Origin of the sequence: Streptococcus sp. HMSC066F01, from assembly GCF_001837335.1 — a bacterium.
In the GTDB taxonomy this organism is placed as follows: Bacteria; Bacillota; Bacilli; order Lactobacillales; family Streptococcaceae; genus Streptococcus; species Streptococcus oralis_S.
In genome coordinates, this window is sequence record NZ_KV832072.1 from 102,829 (window position 1) to 124,819 (window position 21,991).

General features: G+C 43.0%; 20 protein-coding genes. 5 read left to right on the forward strand and 15 right to left on the reverse strand.

Annotated elements, in window-relative coordinates:
• Positions 1-78: 78 nt before the first annotated feature.
• The 4 genes from HMPREF2655_RS00825 to HMPREF2655_RS00840 form a co-directional block, all read right to left on the reverse strand.
• Positions 79-294, reverse strand: a complete 216-nt coding sequence (locus tag HMPREF2655_RS00825) for a DUF805 domain-containing protein (protein WP_000759535.1) — start codon at positions 292-294, stop codon at positions 79-81.
• The gene (locus HMPREF2655_RS00830; protein ID WP_000947294.1) at positions 269-691 is read right to left on the reverse strand and encodes a DUF805 domain-containing protein; all 423 of its coding nucleotides are present in this window, start codon (positions 689-691) and stop codon (positions 269-271) included. Before HMPREF2655_RS00830 ends, HMPREF2655_RS00825 begins: the two co-directional genes overlap by 26 nt.
• 248 nt (positions 692-939) lie before the next feature.
• The gene (locus tag HMPREF2655_RS00835; RefSeq protein ID WP_070837176.1) at positions 940-2,790 is read right to left on the reverse strand and encodes a nucleoside-diphosphate sugar epimerase/dehydratase; all 1,851 of its coding nucleotides are present in this window, start codon (positions 2,788-2,790) and stop codon (positions 940-942) included.
• Between the two features lie 75 nt (positions 2,791-2,865).
• Positions 2,866-3,696: a glycosyltransferase gene (locus HMPREF2655_RS00840; protein WP_033630474.1), complete on the reverse strand. Its 831-nt coding sequence runs from the start codon at positions 3,694-3,696 to the stop codon at positions 2,866-2,868.
• A gap of 221 nt (positions 3,697-3,917) precedes the next feature.
• Between HMPREF2655_RS00840 and HMPREF2655_RS00845 the strand changes: the two genes are divergently transcribed.
• From HMPREF2655_RS00845 to HMPREF2655_RS00865, 5 genes are all read left to right on the forward strand, one after another.
• Positions 3,918-5,084 (forward strand): CynX/NimT family MFS transporter, encoded by a 1,167-nt coding sequence (locus HMPREF2655_RS00845; RefSeq protein WP_033630475.1) that lies wholly within the window; start codon positions 3,918-3,920, stop codon positions 5,082-5,084.
• 136 nt (positions 5,085-5,220) lie between these two features.
• A complete protein-coding gene (locus tag HMPREF2655_RS00850) occupies positions 5,221-5,547 on the forward strand; it encodes a PadR family transcriptional regulator (protein ID WP_000273861.1) in 327 nt (108 codons plus the stop codon).
• Entirely contained in the window at positions 5,534-6,127 is a 594-nt protein-coding gene (locus tag HMPREF2655_RS00855) for a DUF1700 domain-containing protein (protein WP_070837178.1), read from the forward strand. The genes HMPREF2655_RS00850 and HMPREF2655_RS00855 overlap by 14 nt, the downstream gene beginning before the upstream one ends.
• Complete coding sequence (locus HMPREF2655_RS00860; protein ID WP_070837180.1) at positions 6,120-7,049, forward strand: DUF4097 family beta strand repeat-containing protein; 930 nt, start codon at positions 6,120-6,122, stop codon at positions 7,047-7,049. The genes HMPREF2655_RS00855 and HMPREF2655_RS00860 overlap by 8 nt, the downstream gene beginning before the upstream one ends.
• Before the next feature lie 62 nt (positions 7,050-7,111).
• Complete coding sequence (locus HMPREF2655_RS00865) at positions 7,112-8,074, forward strand: DUF6574 domain-containing protein (RefSeq protein WP_070837182.1); 963 nt, start codon at positions 7,112-7,114, stop codon at positions 8,072-8,074.
• A 62-nt stretch (positions 8,075-8,136) separates the two neighbouring features.
• On the opposite strand, the gene HMPREF2655_RS00870 is transcribed toward HMPREF2655_RS00865, so the two are convergent.
• The 11 genes from HMPREF2655_RS00870 to HMPREF2655_RS00920 all read right to left on the reverse strand — a co-directional run bounded on the left by HMPREF2655_RS00870 (position 8,137) and on the right by HMPREF2655_RS00920 (position 21,915).
• Entirely contained in the window at positions 8,137-8,997 is an 861-nt protein-coding gene (locus HMPREF2655_RS00870) for a DUF4299 family protein (RefSeq protein ID WP_070656849.1), read from the reverse strand.
• Between the two features lie 120 nt (positions 8,998-9,117).
• Positions 9,118-10,104: an oxygen-dependent tRNA uridine(34) hydroxylase TrhO gene (locus HMPREF2655_RS00875; protein WP_001030010.1), complete on the reverse strand. Its 987-nt coding sequence runs from the start codon at positions 10,102-10,104 to the stop codon at positions 9,118-9,120.
• Between the two features lie 131 nt (positions 10,105-10,235).
• Complete coding sequence (locus tag HMPREF2655_RS00880; RefSeq protein WP_000188108.1) at positions 10,236-10,532, reverse strand: bacteriocin immunity protein; 297 nt, start codon at positions 10,530-10,532, stop codon at positions 10,236-10,238.
• A gap of 58 nt (positions 10,533-10,590) precedes the next feature.
• Positions 10,591-11,277 carry a CPBP family intramembrane glutamic endopeptidase gene (locus HMPREF2655_RS00885; RefSeq protein ID WP_000760781.1) on the reverse strand — a complete coding sequence of 229 codons (687 nt, stop codon included), beginning with the start codon at positions 11,275-11,277 and terminating at the stop codon, positions 10,591-10,593.
• Between the two features lie 160 nt (positions 11,278-11,437).
• Positions 11,438-12,922: an ABC transporter substrate-binding protein gene (locus HMPREF2655_RS00890; protein WP_070837184.1), complete on the reverse strand. Its 1,485-nt coding sequence runs from the start codon at positions 12,920-12,922 to the stop codon at positions 11,438-11,440.
• A 103-nt stretch (positions 12,923-13,025) separates the two neighbouring features.
• Complete coding sequence (locus tag HMPREF2655_RS00895) at positions 13,026-13,949, reverse strand: carbohydrate ABC transporter permease (protein WP_023945674.1); 924 nt, start codon at positions 13,947-13,949, stop codon at positions 13,026-13,028.
• A gap of 13 nt (positions 13,950-13,962) precedes the next feature.
• Positions 13,963-14,892, reverse strand: coding sequence for an ABC transporter permease (locus HMPREF2655_RS00900; protein ID WP_000714584.1), 930 nt, complete (start codon positions 14,890-14,892; stop codon positions 13,963-13,965).
• A 200-nt stretch (positions 14,893-15,092) separates the two neighbouring features.
• Positions 15,093-16,973 carry a beta-N-acetylhexosaminidase gene (locus HMPREF2655_RS00905; protein ID WP_070837186.1) on the reverse strand — a complete coding sequence of 627 codons (1,881 nt, stop codon included), beginning with the start codon at positions 16,971-16,973 and terminating at the stop codon, positions 15,093-15,095.
• On the reverse strand, positions 16,967-17,836 hold the full coding sequence (locus tag HMPREF2655_RS00910; RefSeq protein WP_070837188.1) for an ROK family protein: 870 nt from the start codon (positions 17,834-17,836) through the stop codon (positions 16,967-16,969). The genes HMPREF2655_RS00905 and HMPREF2655_RS00910 overlap by 7 nt, the downstream gene beginning before the upstream one ends.
• Before the next feature lie 96 nt (positions 17,837-17,932).
• Positions 17,933-20,578 (reverse strand): alpha-mannosidase, encoded by a 2,646-nt coding sequence (locus HMPREF2655_RS00915; RefSeq protein WP_070837190.1) that lies wholly within the window; start codon positions 20,576-20,578, stop codon positions 17,933-17,935.
• A 56-nt stretch (positions 20,579-20,634) separates the two neighbouring features.
• On the reverse strand, positions 20,635-21,915 hold the full coding sequence (locus tag HMPREF2655_RS00920; protein WP_049550170.1) for a glycoside hydrolase family 125 protein: 1,281 nt from the start codon (positions 21,913-21,915) through the stop codon (positions 20,635-20,637).
• Positions 21,916-21,991: the final 76 nt, after the last annotated feature.

Below are 21,991 nucleotides of genomic sequence, written 5' to 3' on the forward strand. Positions count from 1 at the left end.
AATACTCCTAACACTAGTGAACTAGGTTGAGGAGTATTTTTTATATGTTGTTACTATCAGAAGGAATCAACTCCATGCTTAAGCAGTAATTTGATCCTGTTCTTCAGTATCTGTATCTTCATCCTTCTTACTTGGCCAAGCAAGCATGACAATAAGAGCAATCGGTCCAACGAGAGGAACCAAAGCAATGAAGATAAAGGCCCAGTGGAAACCAGCGTCTCGTAAGCAGCGAAGCGACTCAGCCGCTTTAAAATAGAGTAGAAATATCTTAATATTTTCGTACCATTTCTTCAAACTGAGAGTCTTCAGTGTTCTCTTTATTTGTTTCACTATTCTCTATCACTTTTTCTCCAAATCGTTGACTTGGCATAGCGAGCATAACGAGCAGTGTTATTGCACCCAAAGGAACAAATACAATAAAAATATAGGCCCAATGGATACCCACATCTCGTAAGCGACGTACTATCAGTGCTAGTAGAGGAACAAACTCTATTATAAACAAAATAATACACATACTGAAGACCGCAATATTCCTGATGGCTTTATCAGATTCTACTCCAGTAAAAAGTGAGTAGTAGGCGGGCAAGAAAATCACCATATTTAGTAGCCAAACCCACCAAAATTCTGGACGTGTGGAACGACCAGAAAAATTTGCATAGCCTTTGAAAAAACTCCTAATAGCACTCAGCATACAAAAATCTCCTTTTGACTTTAATACTTATTTCGCAAAGTTATGTTACCAGCTTAAAATAGAGGTAGTTTTTAGATTGTCTGAAATCACTCTCCTGATAGATCACATAACATCTTCCCTTGAATAGTTGCGCTTATTAAACCTTTGAAAGATCCGATGTTCTCTACTCTCTATTTATAAAAACCAGCTTTCTGATTCTCTCAGAAAACTGGCGATAGTTGTTTCATTATGAAGGTAGTTGGACACTCTTACTCAGCATGAGTTGTCTCATTCGCAAAGGAAATAATCGCTTCTTTGAGCTCATCTCCGCTGAGTGAACGGAACTCTTCAATCTTTTGATCAATCGCTTCTAGCGGCATGACATTTACCTTACCAACGAAAATCTTGTCCATGACTTGGTTATCAACCAATTCGGTCGAAACCAAGAGTTCTTCATAGAGTTTTTCACCTGGTCGAATACCGACCTCAACGATTGGAATTTCACTTTCCGTGTGCCCACTTAGAAGGACCATTTTCTTAGCCAAGTCATAAATCTTGACTGGTTTGCCCATATCGAGGATAAAGACTTCTCCGTCCTTGGCATAAGCGCCAGCATGGATTACTAGACGGCTAGCCTCTGGAATGGTCATGAAGTAACGTGTCATACGGAAGTCTGTCACCGTTACAGGACCGCCTTCAGCAATCTGACGTTCAAAGACAGGAATCACGCTACCACGACTACCCAGAACATTTCCAAAACGGACTGCACAGTAGGTTGATTTGCTACGTTGGTTAAAGCCAGTGACAATCAACTCTGCCACGCGCTTGGTTGCCCCCATAACATTGGGTGGATTGACCGCCTTGTCTGTCGAAATCATGACCATCTTAGGCACCTTGGCTGCATCCACAGCCTTGGCAACGTTGTAGGTACCGAGGATATTGTTTTTGAAGGCTTCTTTTGGATTGCGTTCCATCATCGGAACGTGTTTGTGAGCGGCAGCATGATAGACGATGGCTGGTTTATACTGCTCAAACACCTGCAAGAGACGGTCATAGTCCTGAATATCTGCAATAACAGGAACATAATCAATCCCTTGGAATGTACGGATCAATTCATGATAAACGAGATAGATTGAATTTTCGCCATGCCCAAGCAAGATGATACGTTCTGGATTGAAGCGGCTAACCTGACGACAAATCTCTGAACCAATCGAACCACCAGCTCCTGTCACCAGGATGGTCTTGCCTGTAATCTCAGTACCCAGGCGCGATTCGTCGAGACGAATTTCCTGACGGCCCAAAAGGTCTGTGATATCAATTTTCTGGAAGCCACTACCTGATTGATGGAGTCCTTGAACGACTGTCTCAACCTTAGGCATCTTGTAACATTTGACGCCTAGTTTATTACACATCTGCAAGATGCGTTCGTACTCTGAAGGGTCTAGCGAAGGGATCGCTACAATGACACGCTCGATTTGGTGACGTTTAGCCAATTCAGGCAGATTGTCATAGGAGCCCAAAACTGGGATTCCACCTAGTTTTTGTCCCTTTTTCTTTTCATCGTTATCCAAAATCCCCACTAGCTCAAGGTCGCTAGTTGGATGTTGGTAGCTGTTCATAAAGAGGGCGCCACCATCACCAGCACCGATCAAGAAGGTACGGCGATGCTCTCCATCTCCACTACCTTGCTTGCGCTTAGAATAAATCAGCTGCCAAGTGATACGAGGAAGCAAGATGAGGAAGGTACTCAACAAAATGAAGAGTACGATGAAACGGATAGAAAACAATGGAAGAAAGGCATAGCAGATTCCATAAGAAAGAACACTGCTGAGCATCACTCCGAAAAAGATTTTCATGAAATCCGTAATCTTGCTATAACGACTAATACTAGCATTTAGCCCCCAAAACGCAATCATGATTTGATAGAGGAGGAAGGCTAAAAGAGTGTAGATCACGTAATCCACAGGCGCAGGATTTATAAGGCCATAAAACAAGATATAAGATACGATGATGGAAACCACCATACTCAGAATATCGAATATCCCCCAAAACACTTGTTTTTGCTGTTTATTTAAAATTTCAACCAGATCAATCACATAATCTGTTAGTTTTTTATTCATAGGAATTTACTCCCCCTTAAAAGAGTCAGATGATACTGTTGTTATGATAACCTGAATCATTCAGTCTATCGGGGCTTACTTTCTCTTTCTTAAAAGTTTGACGAAGATAAACTGACGTACAAATCCTGGACAAAGTGCAACAATTGCCTGAATGGCTACACTTTTAGCATATTCCATGTAAGAAATTTGCCCTCGCTCAAGCATCCTTTGGCGAGCTTGACGATAGAGTTTGAGGTAACGCAAGCCACCTCGACGCTCAAACATCCCTGCACCGACACGAACCTTACACAAGATTTGATCTAGGTTCCCAGTCTTGGCACCTGCAGCAATCATATTGAGCCAAAGGAGGTCATCCTCCATGTAAAGGCCATCTTCATAGTTGCCTGCCTTGAGGACCATGCCCTTTTTGAACATGACTGTCATATGGTTAAAGGCGCTTCTCATTCTCTGATAAGCCACAATGTCTGCATGCTGAGTTGGAACACGACGATAAGACACAATCTCATCTGGATTGTCAATGAACTCTGCGATATGCCCGCCTAAGAGATCGAGATCTTCTTTCTCCATTAGCTGAAGCTGTTTCTCAAAACGATCCGGAACAGCTAAATCATCCGTATCCATGCGGGCAATAATGTCATACTGGCACTGTAAAACACCGTATCGAAGAGCCAAGCCTAAACCTTGATTTTCTTCTAAGGGGCACCGTTTAACTGGAATGTCTGACTGAGCTTCCACTTCATCTAGCACCTGATAGAGTTCGGGTGTGAGCGGCCCATCCTCAACAAGAACAAGTTCGCTCGGTTTCAAGGTCTGGTTTTGAACACTTTTGATAGCATCTCTTAAAAACGTCGGATTTTCCTTTACATAGACCGACATCAAGACGCTGATTTTTTGCTTTTCAGGCACAGTTTTTCTCCAATGTATAGATTTCCTTCCACTATTTTATCACAAATTCTCCTAGTTTCCTATTTTTATATCAAATCAAGGAAAATTCTAGTAAAGAAATCTGTCCCTTTTCACTTTATTTTCACTTCCATTGATTTATCTGTCTTGGCTATCATTACTTGACATTATAAGGAAAAAACCTTAAAATAAGCTGTTATTAAAATCATCCTATCGAGGTTTTTATGAAAAAACAATCACTCTTTTTTGTTCTAGGAATTGTCTTAATCGGGACTGTTTTACGCTCTCCTTTTACTGCTCTTCCAACCATTTTAGGAGATATCGCTCAGGGACTAGGAGTGGAGGTTAGCTCTCTTGGGATTTTAACCAGTCTCCCTCTCTTGATGTTTGCTCTTTTCTCTGCTTTTGCAAGCCGCTTGGCACAAAAAATCGGGTTGGAACACCTCTTTACTTACTGTCTCCTCCTCTTAACTGTTGGCTCTGTCATTCGTATCTTCAATCTTCCCCTTCTTTATCTAGGAACCCTAATTGTGGGAGCAAGCATAGCGATCTTCAATGTACTCCTCCCAAGTATGATCCAGGCAAATCAGCCTCAAAAGATTAGTTTCCTAACAACTCTCTATGTCACTGCCATGGGAATTTCGACAGCCATCGCTTCTTATCTATCCGTCCCTATCACCCAAGCTAGTTCTTGGAAGGGCCTCATCCTCGTTCTCAGCTTTCTCTGTCTGGTCACTCTACTAGTCTGGTTGCCAAATCATCGCCACAATCACCGCCTAGAAAGCCAAAAAGAAAAGCAAGTCAAAGAGAATATTCTAAAAAGTAAAGATGTCTGGGCTATCATTATCTTTGGCGGGCTTCAGTCCTTGCTCTTTTATACAAGTATGACCTGGTTGCCAACTATGGCTGTTAGTGCTGGTATTTCTAATAGTGATGCGGCTCTCCTCGCTTCTATTTTCTCACTGATCAGCATTCCTTTTTCGATGACTGTTCCAAGTCTGACGACTCGTCTATCAGATGGTTACCGTCGAATCATGCTGGCAATTATCTCTATCGCTGGTATGATGGGAATTGCCATGCTCTTGTATCCAGCCAATAATTTCCTCTACTGGTTAGTTGTCCATCTCTTGATTGGAACGGCCTGCAGTGCCCTCTTCCCCTACCTCATGGTTTGCTTTTCTCTTAAAACCAGTTCTCCTGAAAAGACAGCTCAGCTATCAGGACTAGCGCAAACAGGAGGCTACATCTTGGCGGCCTTTGGTCCTGCCTTGTTTGGTTATAGTTTTGAACTTTTTCAATCTTGGATCCCAGCTGTCCTTGCCCTTCTAGCCATCGATATCATCATGACCATCTCACTCTTTATGGTGGATCGGGCTGATAAAATCCTCTAAACTTCTAGTTTATACTAGGAGTTTTTTTATATGTAAAATTTTTACACATATTTCTTGACAGGGCTTTCAACTTGAGATACAATATATTTGAAAAGAGTATATATAAAATTTTTATATAATATAAAGGAGGTTTCCCATGTACTTCCCAACATCCTCTGCCTTGATCGAGTTTCTCATCTTGGCTGTACTGGAGCAGGGGGATTCTTATGGTTATGAGATTAGCCAAACCATTAAGCTCATCGCCAATATCAAAGAATCTACGCTCTATCCCATTCTCAAAAAATTGGAAGCCAGTGGCTTTCTAACCACCTACTCTAGAGAGTTTCAGGGGCGTATGCGCAAATACTACTCCTTGACCAATCGGGGCGTAGAGCAGCTCGTTACTCTAAAGGAAGAGTGGACGCTCTATACCGAAACCGTCAACGGCATCATAGAAGGGAGTATCCGCCATGACAAGAACTGACTATCTGACTCAGTTAGAAACCTATCTCCATAAACTACCTGAAGCTGACCGCATCGAAGCCATGGACTACTTTAAGGAACTATTTGACGATGCAGGTCCAGAGGGCGAAGAAGAACTCATTGCCAGTCTGGGAACTCCAAAAGAAGCTGCCCATGATATCCTCTCTGATCTTCTCGATAAAAAGGTCAATGAGGCACCTGCTCAAAAGAATGATCGCCAACTGCTACACATTGCCCTCCTGGCTCTGCTAGTAGCTCCTATCGGAATTCCGGTCGGGATCGGCATCCTCATGGCCATCATCGGTATTTTTATCGCAGCTGTCTCCGTCATTCTAGCCTTTTTCACTGTTTCGGTGACGGGTATCCTGCTAGGTGGACTCTTTATCATAGAGAGCTTTAGTGTTCTGGTCGAAGCCAAATCTGCCTTTATCTTGATTTTTGGGGCCGGTTTGCTTTCTATCGGTGCTTCTTCTCTTGTTCTACTAGGTATCTCCTATGTAGCCCGTTTCTTTGGTCTCCTAATCGTCCGCTTAGCACAATGGATTCTTAAAAAAGGAAAGAGAGGTGATAGACATGCGTAAATTGACAAAAGGATTTCTCATTTTTGGTGTGGTTTCTACAATCCTCGGTTTTATCATGATCATTGTAGGTGCGCAGTCCAATGGTATTCAAAGTTTGCTTGCCATGTCAAAAGACCCCGTCTATGACAATCGTATCGAAGAAGTGACCTTTGGAAGTGAAGTGGAAAAGCTTGATTTGACCCTTGAGGAACATAGCCTAACCATCACAGAGTCTGTAGATGACAAGATTCACATCACCTATCATCCTTCCGTGTCTGGTCGTCACGATCTGACTACTGGCATGAGTGACAAAACACTAAGCGTCACTGACAAACAAGCCTCCCAACATCGCTTTCTCGGTTCAGGAATCGAAGGCCTACTTCGTATCGCCAGCAACTATTCTAATCGTTTTGACGAAGTCGTTCTCTCCCTCCCTAAAGGAAGAAAGCTGCAAGCTATCACCGTCTCAGCCAATCGTGGACAAACCACTATTCGTCAAGCCAATCTTGAAAATGCGACAATCAAAACAAAAGGCTATCTCTTAAGACTAACAGAAAGCTCTATCAAGAATAGTACACTAACGACACCTCATATCATCAATATCTTTGATACCGAATTTACAGATAGCCAGGTCAAGACGGAAAGGGAACACATCTATGCTGAGAATATCAAGGTCCACGGCAAGGTTGAGCTAGAGGCCCATTCCACTCTAAACCTCATTCTCTCCCAGAAAGAGACTGACCGTATCAATCTAGATCTTTCTTCTCAACATGGTGGTATCTATCATAAACCCAAAGAAGAACATCGTGGACAAAAAGAGAATCAACTTGCCAACCCTTATAAAACTGAAAAAGCAGATATCAAAGATCTACTCATTGCAAAAGCCAACCAAGATATCTACCTACCTAAAGAAGAGCACTCTGCTCCGTCTAGAAACCATTGACAAAAACGCTTTCATCTGCTAGGCTAAAGATAGAAACGACCATAAAAAAAGGAGGTTCCACCATGACACAAGAATGGTTTGAAAGTACCGACCTTGAGAAGAAATCACCTCAGACGAAATCAGAAATCCAGCCCGACCAACCAGAGACTTCGGAAACTGTGGAGACTGAACCACAAGCAAGCGAAGAAACTCCTATCTCACCTAAAGAGTCGGAAACGCATGAGGAGGAAACTCCCGAAATAATCGGGGAAGCCCAAACCGAGGAAGAGGGAGAAGGGAAAGCTGAAGAGGAACACAAGCAAGAAAACCCTACAAAAGAGAAAAGTATCCTTAGCAAGGCTTTAGAAAGTCCCTATATCCCAGACATTGACCCCCGCAAAACTGCTCGATTCAAAGAAGAAATCGCACTATTTTGGTCTTGGCTGCTGGATGCTATCCAAGAACCAACTACCAGCAAGACTAGGGACCAAAAGCATCGTTATAGTGTCTTTGCCCTGCTCACCTTGCTGTCTTCGATTAATCTTTTCTTTAGTATCTATCATATCAAGCACCTCTACTATGGCTATATGATTTCTATTGCTAATAGTTCTCCTAACCAGCTCCCACCTTTGGATCTCTTTGCTGGCCTTTCTATCTTGGTCGCTAGCGCTCTATTTTACTTTTCCATCATTTTGGGAGGCTTTACTGTCCGACGTGTGCTGGATCAGGAGAGTGACTTCACATTCCAAGAAGCTTGCGATCGTTACAGCAGACTCTTTGCTATCCCACTTGTCCTAATAGCTCTAGCAAGTTTCTTTGCACTCTTTGGTGGCTTACGATTTGCTGGCATCCTCACTCTTCTAAGCATGGCCATCTTTGCCCTTGCCAATCTCTTTGTGATTAGCAAGCCAAGTAAGACCAGTAGCCTCGACCCATTTTATCGTTTCCTGCTAGCTGTCTTACTTGATGGCGCCATTCTCTTACCCTTCTTCATTGCAGAGCTCGCGCTGACAGTTGACTACCTTCGCATCCTGACATTCTTTTAACCAAAATCCCTGCCATTTGTTAATGACAGGGATTTTTATGCTTACTCTTTTTTGAGCCGTGGCTACTTGACGGCTGCCAATTCTTCAAAGTCTTTTCCCAAAATGACTTGTACTTCTAGTTGATTGGCATCTAGTTGCTGGCAAAATTCTGTTGGTAGTGACTCTAGGAATCTTGCATAGTCCAAGCGAGCGATGGATTCGTAGTCTTCTGCTTTGGACCCATCACCAGAAATCGTCACTAGGTCAATCTCCCAAACAAGTTCCTTGCCTGCCAGCTGCTCCGTATAAGGAGCTGGTACAAAGGGTTCCTTTGGCAAAATCGTCTTGACTCCCTGGGCTAGGTGATAGATACCGTGCACCCTACCTTGAGCATCCGGGTAAAATTTTACACTGGCAAGGTAGGCATCAGAGCCTTGAACCTTCTTGACCAGCTCTTCAAAACGTGCCAATCCATTCTCAGCCAAAAAGCTCTCGAGGTATTCCTTGTTGAGATAGATAGGGGACAAGAGCCCTTGGCAGTATACTAGACGAGTCGCTTTATCAGCTAGATAATGCTGGATCGTTTCTCGGAAATAAGCTTCAAATTCAAACCCTTCTAGCCCTTCTACCACATGCCCCAACTTGCTCGATAGGGCTTTGAGGAGAGTCTCTACAATCTCCCAGTCCGCTCTGGTAAGGAAGTCTGGAATCACCACTTGATAGCCTTTTCGACTATCCGCATAGTTCACTTTGAAGAGAAATTGCGACTGACCTACAATCCCACACTCCATGTATTCGAGACGATTGAGGGGCTGACGGAGATAGACTGCATCATAACTATGCGACTCCAAGCCCTCCACCAAGGCCAAGATGGACTTGGCAGTCAAGACCTCCTGTTGTCCTAGAATGCTTTCTTTATTTGGGATAAAAAATGTTTTCGCCATAACTTGCCTCCTTTGAAATCGTTTACACATAGTATACCCTATTTTCCTGAAAGATACAGAAACAAATTTTAGATTTTTAGATAAAAAGCATAGAAAAACAGCCCCTAAAGGCTGTTTGCTTTATACTGTAGCGACTTGATCCAAGCTTTCACCGATAGCAGCTAAGCGCTCCACCACTTCTGCTTGTGTCAATTCATTTTCAGCAACATAGCGGTTGCGTGGGTGAACACGGCACTCGTGTGAGCATCCACGAAGGTACTTATCTTCATTTTCTTCTGATGTCAGGATACGACGGTTACAGAAGGGATTGCCACAATTGACATAGCGTTCACATGGTGTTCCATCAAACCAGTCTTTCCCTACGATGGTTGGGTTAACATGGTTGACATCAACTGCGATACGCTCGTCAAAGACATACATTTTCCCATCCCAAAGCTCACCTTGAACTTCTGGGTCTTTACCATAAGTTGCGATTCCTCCGTGCAATTGGCCAACATCTTTGTAGCCTTCACGCACCATCCAGCCTGAGAATTTCTCACAGCGAACCCCACCTGTACAGTAAACTACGACACGCTTGTCCATGAATTTTTCTTTATTATCACGAACCCATTGTGGCAACTCACGGAAGTTGCGGATGTCTGGACGGATAGCCCCACGGAAATGTCCTAGGTCGTACTCATAATCGTTACGTGTGTCAAGGACAACGGTATCTTCGTCAAGAAGGGCTTCTTTAAACTCTTTTGGAGACAAGTATGCACCTGTTGTCTCAAGTGGGTTGATGTCGTTGTCAAAGTCGTTGTCTTCCAAACCAAGGTGAACAATTTCTTTCTTGTAGCGAACAAACATCTTCTTGAAGGCTTGTTCATTTTCTTCGTCAATCTTGAACCAGAGGTCTTCCATTCCTGGGAGGCTGTGAACGTAGTCCATGTATTTTTGAGTTGTTTCGTAGTCACCTGAAACGGTTCCGTTGATTCCCTCGTCAGCGACTAGGATACGACCTTTAAGGCCGATTGATTTACAGAAAGCCAAGTGATCTGCTGCAAATTGCTCTGCATTTTCAATTGGAGTATAGAGGTAGTAAAGTAAGACACGAATATCTTTTGCCATAAGATTTGTTCTCTTTTCTATTCTTAAATTTTCAGAATTTTTCATTCAACTATACTAGTATACCCACTTGGGAAAACGAATGCAATTTATTTGACCGGAAATTGTAGAGGGAGGCTCATTCCTACATTTCATTAGCAGCCATAGCGAATAGCAGATAATTCTCTCAACTTTTTTATTTGCTCGGATTGATTTTCTGACAAAATCAACTTATTATCAATCAACACACGTGAGATGTCGACGTTCATTTGGCTCAGAATAAATGGAGTAGAGGTTCCATCATCCTCTAATCGTTTTTGATAAATCACTAACTGATTTTTCAAGGGAGTAAGTTGAGGCGCAGCCTTTATATCTTCCAATAGATAATCTATGATGGTCATAGCTTCACAACGCCGTTCACTTCCTCCTGCAAACCATTTTAATGGTGTCATTCTTATTTTCCTCCTGAAATACTTGATAAACTATAATTCTTACTCTTGTGCTAGTATTTTACCACACCCTATGTAAAAAAGTCAGCAAAAATGGTAGGGTCGCTACAATATTATTAATCACATGCACCGCATAGGATGGATAAATGCTCTTGGTATAGCGGGTCAAACCAGCAAAGATGATTCCAACTGTTGCAAAGACGAAGATATCTAACAGACTAGGAAAGTTTGAAAAATGAGGGAGAGCAAATAAAATGGACGGAAGAAGCAAATCAAGAGCAAATCTCGAATCTTTAAAAAAGGCGTGTTGCAGTAATCCTCTATAGACTAACTCTTCCATCAGTGGAATCAGAAAGAACAGGGCTATATAGATACCTAGCTCTGCAAAGTTAGTCCCACTATAACCAATCAATACAGCCCAACCTTCAGCAGTTGACTGGACATGTTTAGCTGTCTGAACGTTAAAAGAGATCTGGAGCACTACCACTAATACTGTTAAAATCGAATACCAAAGCCATTTTTTTCTTGGAATGCGAAAAAGATAGCCGTGCCCTGTCTTAACCAGAATCCAAATCATGACTCCGCTAAATAGCAAACTCAAGATATTTTGAATCCAGAAGAAATTGCCAATCTGGGAAGAAAATTGCCAATAGTTTTGGACAATAAGCGTCAGCTGAGAAAGGCCAAATACGAAAAATAGGTAAGAGAAGACAGCACTCATTTTGAAAAGAAGGCGATATTTTTTCATAATAAATCCCCTATAGATGTATGTGTATCACATCGTATAAAACCTCAGAACCACTCTTTTCATGTTTACATCCTAAAAATCACTACCTCCCCTAGAAAACTAAGGAAGGCAGTGATCACATTTTTAGGAATTAGGAATGAATACACGAAATCAATCGATTTTATGATTTTTTGTTTTTCAAGAATTCGTCGTATTGTTTTTGCATTTCGTTCAATACTTTTTCGTAGGAACCTTCAGATTTCAATTTTTCCATCAATTCTGGAATAGCTTTATCTGGGTCTACAGTACCAGTGTTGATAGCTGTATCGAATTGTTGCATTGTGTTAGAAATTGCTGAGATTTCAGATTTCACATTGTCAGTGTTAAAGATGAATCCAAGTGCTGGAGATTCTTTAGCTTCTGCCAATTGTTTCTTAGAATCTTCGATTTGTTGGTCTGTAACGTTTTCGTTGATGTAAAGAATCCAGTTGTTACCAGTGTTCCATCCACCCATGTGAGTATTTCCTTTGTAGCCATCAAGGACGCGTACACGGTTTTCTTTACCTTCAATTTTTTCCCAGTTCTTGCCTTCTGGACCGTAAACAAGACCGTTCAAGAGTTCAGGGTTCGTGTTCAAGAGGTTCAACACTTCCATTGATTTTTCTTTGTTCTTAGAGTTGTTTGAGATAACAAAGTTGGCAACTTGTGTTGTTTGGTTTTTCTTGATAAAGTTAGTGATTGGTTTGATTTGGATGTCTTTGTTAGCAACACGTGAGAGCAAGCTGTTACCGTAGTCAGCTGGTCCTACTGTTTCTTCACGAACGAACCAAGTATCTTGTTGAAGGTCAAATGAAGTGTCGCTTGTTGCTACGTCTTTTGGAATGTATCCAGCTTCATAGAATTTGTGAAGAGTCTTCAAATGTTCTTTGAAACGAGGCACTTCGTAACGGTTTACGATCTTAGTAGTGTCTCCTTCAAGGTCAATAACAAATGGAAGTCCGTTTGGTACTGGGTAGTCAAAGTTATCAGATGGAATAAAGTTCTTCGTAACCGCAAATGGTACTACATCTGGAGCTTTTTCTTTGATTTGTTTCAAGACTGGCTCAAGTGTTTCGTATGAAGTGACACCTGAAATATCGATACCGTATTTAGCAAGAAGAGTTCCGTTGAAGGCAAAGTTTTGAGATGATGCAACGTTAGCTGCAACTGGTACTGCATAGATCTTACCGTTTACAGTGTTCCCTTTGATGTAAGCTGGGTCAAGTGCTTTGTAAAGCTCTGCTCCTTCTTTTTTATACAATTCAGTCAAGTCAGCATAAGCACCTTTTTGAGCATTTACGACATAGTTAGATGCAAATGCGATATCATAGTTTTCACCAGATGATGTGATAACAGACATTTTCTTATCATAGTCACCCCATCCAAGGTATTGGATGTCCAATTTAGCACCGACTTTTTCTTCGATGATTTTGTTTGCATTTTCTAGCAATTCATCCAAGTTATCTGGTTTGTCACCGATTTGGTACATTTTGATTACAGGTTTTTCACCTGAAGTAGTATCTGCAGCTTTTTTGTTGTTACCTGTAAGGTTTCCACAAGCAGCAAGACTTGCAGCCAAAGCGACTACGCTAGCAGATGCAAAAGCATATTTTTTCCAGTTTTTCATGACAAAAACTCCTTTTTTTATTTTTAAACTTATAAACAATATAATGATCTTAACTTCACGCAAGGGAAGTTTGGAAATGAGAAATGATTTTTCTCGACAAGTACTATTCTTTCACACCACCGATAGTCAAACCTTTTACAAAGTAGCGTTGGAAGAATGGATACAAAATCGCGATTGGAAGGGTTGCGACCACAACCATGGCCATACGACCTGTTTCTTTTGGAAGAGCAACTCCCAGTTGACCAGATAGGCCGACTGCTTTGGCGATGTAATCCATATTTTGTTGGATTTGCATGAGCAAATATTGCAATGGATACAAGTTGTCACTCTTGATGTAAAGAAGGGCATTGAACCAGTCATTCCAGAAACCAAGAGCTGTCAAGAGCGTGATGGTTGCAATACCTGGTAGTGACAATGGCAAACAGATTTGGAAGAAGATCCGGGCCTCACTAGCACCATCAATACGAGCGGATTCTAGAATAGCTTCTGGAATGGTCTTCTTGAAGAAGGAACGCATCAAGATGATGTTAAATGGTGAGAGAAGCATTGGAACAATCAAAGCCCAAACTGTATCACCAAGTTGAAGTAAACGAGTTACCACGATATAGCCCGGTACCAAACCAGCGTTGAACAACATACTAAGAAGGGCAAAAATCGTAAAGAATCTGCGATACTTAAAGGTTGTCCGTGAAATAGCGTAGGCATAAGTTGTTGTGATAAAAACGTTTGTGATAGTCCCCACCACTGTTACAAAGACTGAGATGAAGAGGGCTTGGAGGATTTTATCCTTAAACTGTGCCAAAAACTCAAAACCGTCTAAGCCAAATTGAGATGGGAAGAAGCTATATCCATTTTGGAGGATACTCTTTTCATCTGTCACCGAAATAACGATAACGAATACAAAGGGTAGGATACAAGAAAGAGCGATCAAACCAGAGATGATACTAAAGAAGATATCTGCTTTCTTACTGAAGGAGTGAATGCCGACATTATCAATTTTTTCTTTTTTAATTTTCTTTTCTGCCATATTCTCCTCCTTTCTAGAACAAGGCTGAGTTTGGATCAACTCGTCTTGCAAGCAAGTTTGATAGGATAACCAGAATCAAACCGACAACGGATTGGTAAAGACCGGCTGCTGAAGCCATACCGATATCTGCTGTCTGAGTCAAACCATTAAAGACATATACGTCCAAAACGTTGGTTACATTGTAAAGCTGACCAGCATTGTGTGGAATTTGATAGAAGAGACCAAAGTCTGCACGGAAGATATTTCCGACTGCAAGGATGGTCAAGACTGTTACAAGCGGAGTCAACTGAGGAATGGTTACGTTGCGAATACGTTGCCACTTGCTCGCCCCGTCCACTGTTGCTGCTTCGTAGTAGGTTGGGTCAATTCCCATGATTGTCGCATAGTACATGACACTGCTATATCCAAAGCCTTTCCAAATACCTAGGAAAAGGAGAAGGTATGGCCAAATGCCTAAGTCAGCGTAGAAGTTGACTTCCTTCATGCCAATGGATGTTAGGAAATGGTTGAAGACCCCTTTGTCAATGTTTAGGAAGGCATCTGTAAAGAAACTGATGATAACCCATGACAGGAAGTAAGGGAACAACATAGACGTTTGGAAAATCTTAACCATTCTTTTAGAGCGAAGCTCGCTGAGGATGATGGCAATCCCTACTGATACAATCAAACCGATAAAGATAAAGCCGAGATTGTAAAGAACGGTATTACGAGTGATGATAAAGGCATCTTTTGAACTGAACAAGAATCTGAAATTATCTAACCCGACCCATTTACTATTCACAATACTATCTATGAAACCATTACTGGTCATATGGTAGTCTTTAAAGGCGACCACATTCCCAAATACTGGAATGTAAAAGAATAGAATCAACCAGAGTGCCCCTGGTAAAACCATCAAGAGAAAGATCCAGTTATCTCTCAAGGTCTTTGAAAACTTTTTCATAATTTCCTCCCTTTTTATTCCTAAAAACTGATTTCATCGAATTTTTAGGTTTGATAACGATTACATTATTAGTATACTCCTATTTGAAGGCTAGGTTAAACTACTAATTATAGAAAAAACTCCACAAATTATTTTTTGTGGAGAAGTTTTTTATAAGAAATAGGTTTCACGAGAAACATTCTGACTCGGAAAAAAGACCTTTAAGTCGTATAAATCGTCGAAGCTGTCGCAATAGTGTGCCACTGGTTGGCTGTTGTGGCTGTAAATCCCTTGTCTGCGTAGAAGTCAGTAAATGGTAAGATTTCCACTTCTAACTCGTCGATGCGGTCAAGCTGACCAGCTAGATAAGCCTCGATGCGACTTTCTGCTCGCTTGATGCGTTGCAAGAGTCCTCCCATACGGATATCAACTGTGTCCAAGCCAAAGACCTTGTTTTCCTTCAACCATTGATGGCTAAAGAGGGCATGGAAATGTTCAATCTCGCTTCTGAGTTTTGGTAATTCTTGTCTGGCGATTTGCTGTAAGCTGACTTTGTCACCGGCTTTATAAGCTTCACGAATGCGTCGTCCCACATCCACTTTACTGCTTAAAATCTGGTTCAACTGGGCCTGAGTTTCAAAGAGGTAAGAGTAGTTTCCAGCTTTTTCTTTGATAACAGCAAGCGTTTCAGCGGCCTGAGCAAAGTGCGGTTTGTCCTGTTCAGGTGTCACGTGCCGGTCAAGAATCGGACAGAGAACATCCTGATAAAAGACATAGCGGTTGGGATTGATCCCGCTGAGATTGCCTGGCAAGTCTGGTAAGAGGTTAGCTAGGTCAATCTGCATAAAGTCCTCAACCGATAGACCTGTATTGGTCTTGAAGTGAGCAGACAAACGGTCGAGGTTATTGCGGTAGCTGAGTTCTGCCCAGATTTGCAAGCTGGGTAGGATAGAAAACTGGGCAGTTTCCCCACCATTGTCCCCCCAACCAGTTACGATGACTTCTTTGATCTGATTAGCACGACAGGCTTTATTGGCCTCGATAGCCACTAGACGGCTGAAATGGTTGTGTGGGGTAAAACCAATCCACTTCCAAGCACCACCTGCAAAGGCTATATCTTGGCTAATCTTGTGGTGATTGCGGAAATTACGATTGTACTTTTCTTCGCTATCTTGGTAATAATCCCAGTAAACCAAGGTTACACGATCTTTGAGACGGTCTAGGTAAACACGAGTTTCCTCAGGAATTTCCACATCACGGTCGTACTGGCCATCTGCTGACATGAGTTTGAAGAACATGTCACTCCACATTTGGCAGTGGAAACCATACTTATCGGCAATATCCAGCACGCGCTCCAAGTGTTGACACATGAGGAGACTACGGTCCACAACACCGTTCAAAATGAGGTAGCGCCCCAAACCAACCAAGTGGGCTTCGTCCATCCCAATATTGACCTTGCGTGTCTGCAGTTTAGACAGAGTGGCAAACATGCCATCAATCAGGTCATACACCTTTTCTTCACCGATAAGGAGAATGTCCTCTACATCACGGAGTTCTTGCACTTCTTTGACACCCCATTTGACGAAGGCTGACAAGTGGGCCAAGGTCTGGATGCAAGGCACAAAGGTCATGTCAAACTGCTGGGCGTAGGCTTCTATTTCCTGCAACTCCTCAGCCGAGTAGGCACCACGGAAATAACCAAAGTAAGGTTGCCCCTCAATCTGATAAGTATCTTCCATGTAGAGCTCAAAGGTTGAATAACCCATGAGAGCCAAGACCTCAATCATCTGTTTGGCAGAAGCCACATTCAGCACCGCATTTCGAGAACAGTCTGCCATGTAGGCCAAATCTTCATAAGCTGCCTGCTCCTCAATCGCTACTTTGTCAGCTTCTACTAGAGCTGTTGCCAATAAGGACAAGGCGCGGTAAAGTTGGTGAGGTTTGCGATAAGTCAGTTGATAGTGGCCTCCCTCACCCTTGATAGAGATAGAGGCTTGGTCAGACTGAGCGACTGCTACCTCTACATCTGCTAGCGAAATATGCTTTTTAAGCAACTCTAATGCTTGCTCTTGTTTGGGACTAAGTCCTGTAAATCTTACCATTGATTTTCCTCCTGCAGCCAGTTGACAAGGGCACCATAGAGATTGGCATCTGCATGATAGGTGCAAGCTTGGATAACTGGTGCGACCGTGTATTCTTCGTAGGTCTCGACAAAGTTATCGACAGCCTTCTTGACACCTTGGATAAAGTCTGGATTTTGGCTGATAGAGCCTCCCAGACTAATAACATCTGGGTCGATGAGATACTGAATATTGAGCAGACCTTGCGCCAGATTTCGATTCATGCGTTCAATCGCTTCTTGACAAAGGGCCTTGCCGGCTGCCGCTTCTTGGTAAACTTTGCGTCCGTCCCAGTCAGTCTGACCAGATTTTTCAATCACGTATCGCACCATATTTCCAGTTGACGCTAGTTGCGACCAGTTGTTGAGTTTTTCAGCTGGTTCAATGGTTGTCATATAGCCAAACTCACCACCTAAGCCGTGGCGACCTCGATGAAGCTTGCCATTGATAATCATGGCACCGCCGATTCCTGTCCCAATCACGACACAGGCTGCATTTTCAATCTCTGGGTGAGCCAGCAGTTCACTCAGTCCAACACAGTTGGCATCATTTTCTAGATGGACAGGTAGCTGATGATGAGCAAGCGCTTCATACCAAGAAAAGCCATGGATGTAAGGCACGGCACTGATTCCCTCAATCACACCCGTTTCTTGATTGACCGCGCCTGGAACGCTCATGGCAATGCCCTTATAATCTTGTTCTGCCAAGCGTTGGTCTAGCCATGCCAGTAAATCTTCTAGGGTTTCTGGTGTCGGTGTACTTGTCTTATCTAGTATTTTTCCATCAGGAGTCAGACTGGCAAACTTAATCCCAGTCCCTCCAATATCAATGGTTGCAATCGTCATATTTTCACCAAAAAAGGGGCGAATCAGTAGTTTATCCTTACTCTTTCGCCCCTCCTTTCTATCTCATAGCATTAGTTATAAAACACTTTAAAACTGTTAAATGTCTTCTTTTTTGATCAATTCTGTACGAATTTCTTGTGGTGCTAAGAGTCCTGAATGAACTGGATATGGTCGCTCAAGTAAGTCCAAAATGGTTTGTTGGTGTTCAGATATGCGAACATTTTCTTGACTCATATTGTAGTAACGGAGGACATATCCTTCTTCATTTTCCGCCACTTTAAAGGCTGTTGGGCAAACTTGTGGTAAGCTGAGTGCCGCATGACTCAAGAGGCTACCAGTCGCTGCCACACTTCCTTCTTGTTTAGCAACCTGAAGACTAGTGAATGGTGTTTGGAAGGCTTTAGCACGACGGAAGGCTGAGAAGCGCTCCCCTGCTTGGTGGCATTCAAGCGCAAACTCGACTTCAAACTCACGCAAGCATTGAGCCTCTGGTGTTGGGAAGTAACCCCAGTCACCTAACTCACCTGAGGCACGAAGAATGGTCACTGCAATGGTGTCGTCTCCAAGGATTTCATACTCGTGCAATCCTTTATTTGCCACCGTCACCCCTTTTTCATCGTCATACAGACTGACAAAGGCTTGTTGGTGTTGAGGATTTTCAGGATTTTCCCATGAAGCTGCTGGTTTGTTTGGTCGTGTCACTACCTCATAAATGCTTTCCGAGTCATTGCTTGGACTAGTGTTATGAGTCTTAACCAAGAGACGGATACGGTGGTCCTTGGCTGTGTTAGTAAAGCGAGTCTTGAAACGAATTTGTGGATTGTCGACAAAGACGGTCATCTCTGTTTCAAGAAGAATGCTTGTCCATTCATCTGAACGCCCAGCTTCACGCGTCATAAACTCAATGATGCCTCTTTGTTCCGCATCCAGTTTTTCATCTGCACTTACTGGAATTGTCAATTCATGTTTGAGCAAGATCTTGGCAAAACGAGCTGTATTTTCCAAGACCTCATAGCCTTTCAGTTCGGCGTAGATAGGCTCTGTTCCTTTTGGTTGGAAATAGATGTACTCATTTCCGATGTCACCACGGTCTTCAAAGCGAACAACATCCTCATACGCTTCATGAGTTGTCTTGTCGTAGACTGTGATAGTATCATCCACACTGACCGTTACAAATGGCGTATCAATCACTCCGTTTTGGTAAATACCGTCACGGTGTTCTTGTTGTCCTTCAAGCAATTGGAAGGTTGTCCAAGAAAGTGGTGCCAGATGAACAGGCACTGTCACGCGCACTTGTCGAGCGATACGAGCCTGACGGAACTTGTCTTTTGGCAAATCATACTCAAAATTAGCTCCCAGATCTTCGATTTTCGCTTCTACAGCATGCCCTTCTAAGTCTTCGACACGGTAGCTTGGCAAGGTCAAGGCTGCCATCTTCTTATAGCCTTCTGTTGGGTGCAATTCCTTGAAATCACAAGTCGCCACATCAATCACTGTGCTGACAGTATCAACCTTGTCATGCAAGCCTGTGTTGATGACCGTAAAGAGATGGTCGCTTTGGGCTTCGTGGGTTGCGATTTTGCCCTTCCACTCGTTGAGAAGATTGGTCTTAACGAAGTTTCCAACTTGGTTGACCTTGGCAAAACGTGTTTCCATCTCACGGTGAACCTCGTCCACACTACAGCCACAGATACTGTCATGTGGCGCATTTTGTAGAAGGACTTTCCAAGCATAGGTCAACTGGTCCTTATGGTTGTGACCACCAGTGATGACGGTCAATGGCTCCACCACTTGTTCTAGCAAGTTGCTATTTTCTTGGAAGGCTTGTTTGAGGTAAATTCGTGATGAAGAAGTATTGGCAAGTGTGTACCAACCATCTGTTTCTTGACTGGTCAACTCACCCGTAACGGTAGATAGTTGCTCAGGTAGAGCACTTTCTACTGCATGAACATAGTCATCAAAGGAACTATGCACAAAAGTCACATCTGGGAAGAGTTCATTGGCCACACGAATGGCTTCGCTCAGATTGCGCTGTACAGGCTGGTGGTCACAGCCGTTCATCATCAACCATTGGTTGGTCGAAGCATAGTCACGCACGTCTGACAATTTTTGTTTCCAGAAGGCCAGGGCTTCGTCCTTATCAACTGGGATTTCATTCCCGTTACTGTACCAGTTGGCAAAGAGGATACCGAGGACACGACTTCCGTCCGCACCCTGCCAGTACATTTCTGAAAACTGGGAAGTAAACTGCTCATCTTCGAGAACTTGGTTGTCAAATCCAATCGGCTTGACACCACGGCCAAAGGCTGCCACGTGAATGCCTGATTTTTGAAGGATTTGGGGAGCTTGTCCCATATTTCCAAAGGTATCTGGGAAGTAACCAATCTGAGTGGATTTGCCCCATTTTGCACATTCTGCTTGACCAATCAAGGTGTTGCGGACGTTGGCTTCACTAGAAATCAAGTAATCATCCTGCAAGATGTAAAAGGGACCAATTTTAAGTTTGCCTTGGTCGATGTAACCTTGGACCTTGTCGCGATTTTCAGGACGAATTTCCAAGTAGTCATCCAGGACAATAGTTTGTCCATCCAAGTGGAAACTCTTAAACTCAGGGTCATTTTCAAAGAGATCAAAAAGATTGTCAAACAACTCCACCAACTGCATACGGTGGCTTTCAAAAGGTAAGTACCACTCACGGTCCCAGTGACTATGTGAGATAATATGTACAACAACATTTTCCATGAAGTAAAACCTCATTCTAAATTTAAATTTTTATTTCTATCTAACTAAAGAACTGACTAGCGAATATCCAGGTAATCCAAGACTAATTCACAGAACATCATGTTGGCCCAAGAGAACCATTCACGAGAGTAGAGCGTTGGGTCATCCACGTGGAAGCTTTCGTGCATAACACCTGTTCCACCATCGCAGGCAACCAGCTGATCGAGCAAGAATTTCTTCTCCGCCTTATCTCTTGTTGTCAAACCTTGGATAGAAAGGGCGATTGGCCAGATATAGCGATAGAAGGTATGAGAACTTCCGAGACCGCTAGCGTATTCTCCTTGGTAGAAGTATGGATTTTCAGGGCTCAGAATGGTCCGACGAGTTGCTTGGTAAACCTCATCGTCAATGTCGCAGTAGCCCAGATAAGGCGCAGCCAACAAACTTGGTACGTTTGGGTCATCCATGATGCTAGCATTCCCTAAACCATCCACTTCAAAGGCGTAAATCTTTTCACCCTTGCTGTTAGTGGTGTAAGCGTAGTTTTCGATTCCTTCTTGGATTTCAGCTTGCAGGCGTTTAGCGTCTGCCACGATGTTTTGGCTATCAGCTAGATCCAGTTCTGCAAAGATTTCTTGCACATACCCCAAGACAACTACGGCAAACATATTGGACGGAATCAAATAGCTATACTGACAGCAGTCATCACTCGGACGAAAAGCTGACCAGGTCATACCTGTCACTGCAAAGTCAGGTCCAAATCCATCATTTACCAAGGTGTCTTCCTTGCGGTCTGTATCACGGACAAAACGATAAGGTGAATTGTTGTGGTCTTGTTCCACTGTCCAAAGATGGAGAATTTCCTTGGTTGCTGCGACAAAAGTCTCATCAAACTGACTGGTCTCACCAGTCTCTTTCCAAAGTAGATAAGCCAGTTGCAAAGGATAGCAAAGCGAGTCCACCTCGTACTTGCGTTCCCAGATCCAACCATTAAGGTCCGTGTGGTCAGTCTCGTGGTGGCCCTTCCAGTTCTCCTCAATATTGAAGGAATTGGCATACGGATCCTTGAGCACCAAGGTCATCTGACGCTTGACCAAACCTGAAATGGTCTGGCGCAAGAGAGGATCTCTTTTAGCCACATGAAGGTAGGGTCTGAGTTGGGCTGTCGAATCCCGAAGCCACATGGCAGGAATATCCCCAGTCAATACAAAGGTTGAGCCATCTTCTAGGATCTCGACCGTATTGTCCAAGGTGTCTGTATAGCAACGCTCAAAGACATCCACCCACTCCGGATGGTCCTTAGCCCGCTCTGCTACTTCATCCAGCCATTCTCTAACAATTTCTTTCGAATAAGTCATCGTGCAGTTTCCTCTTTCAAACAAGTTTCATGTTCAGTATATAGTTTTTGAGACAGAAAATACATACACAAATGAT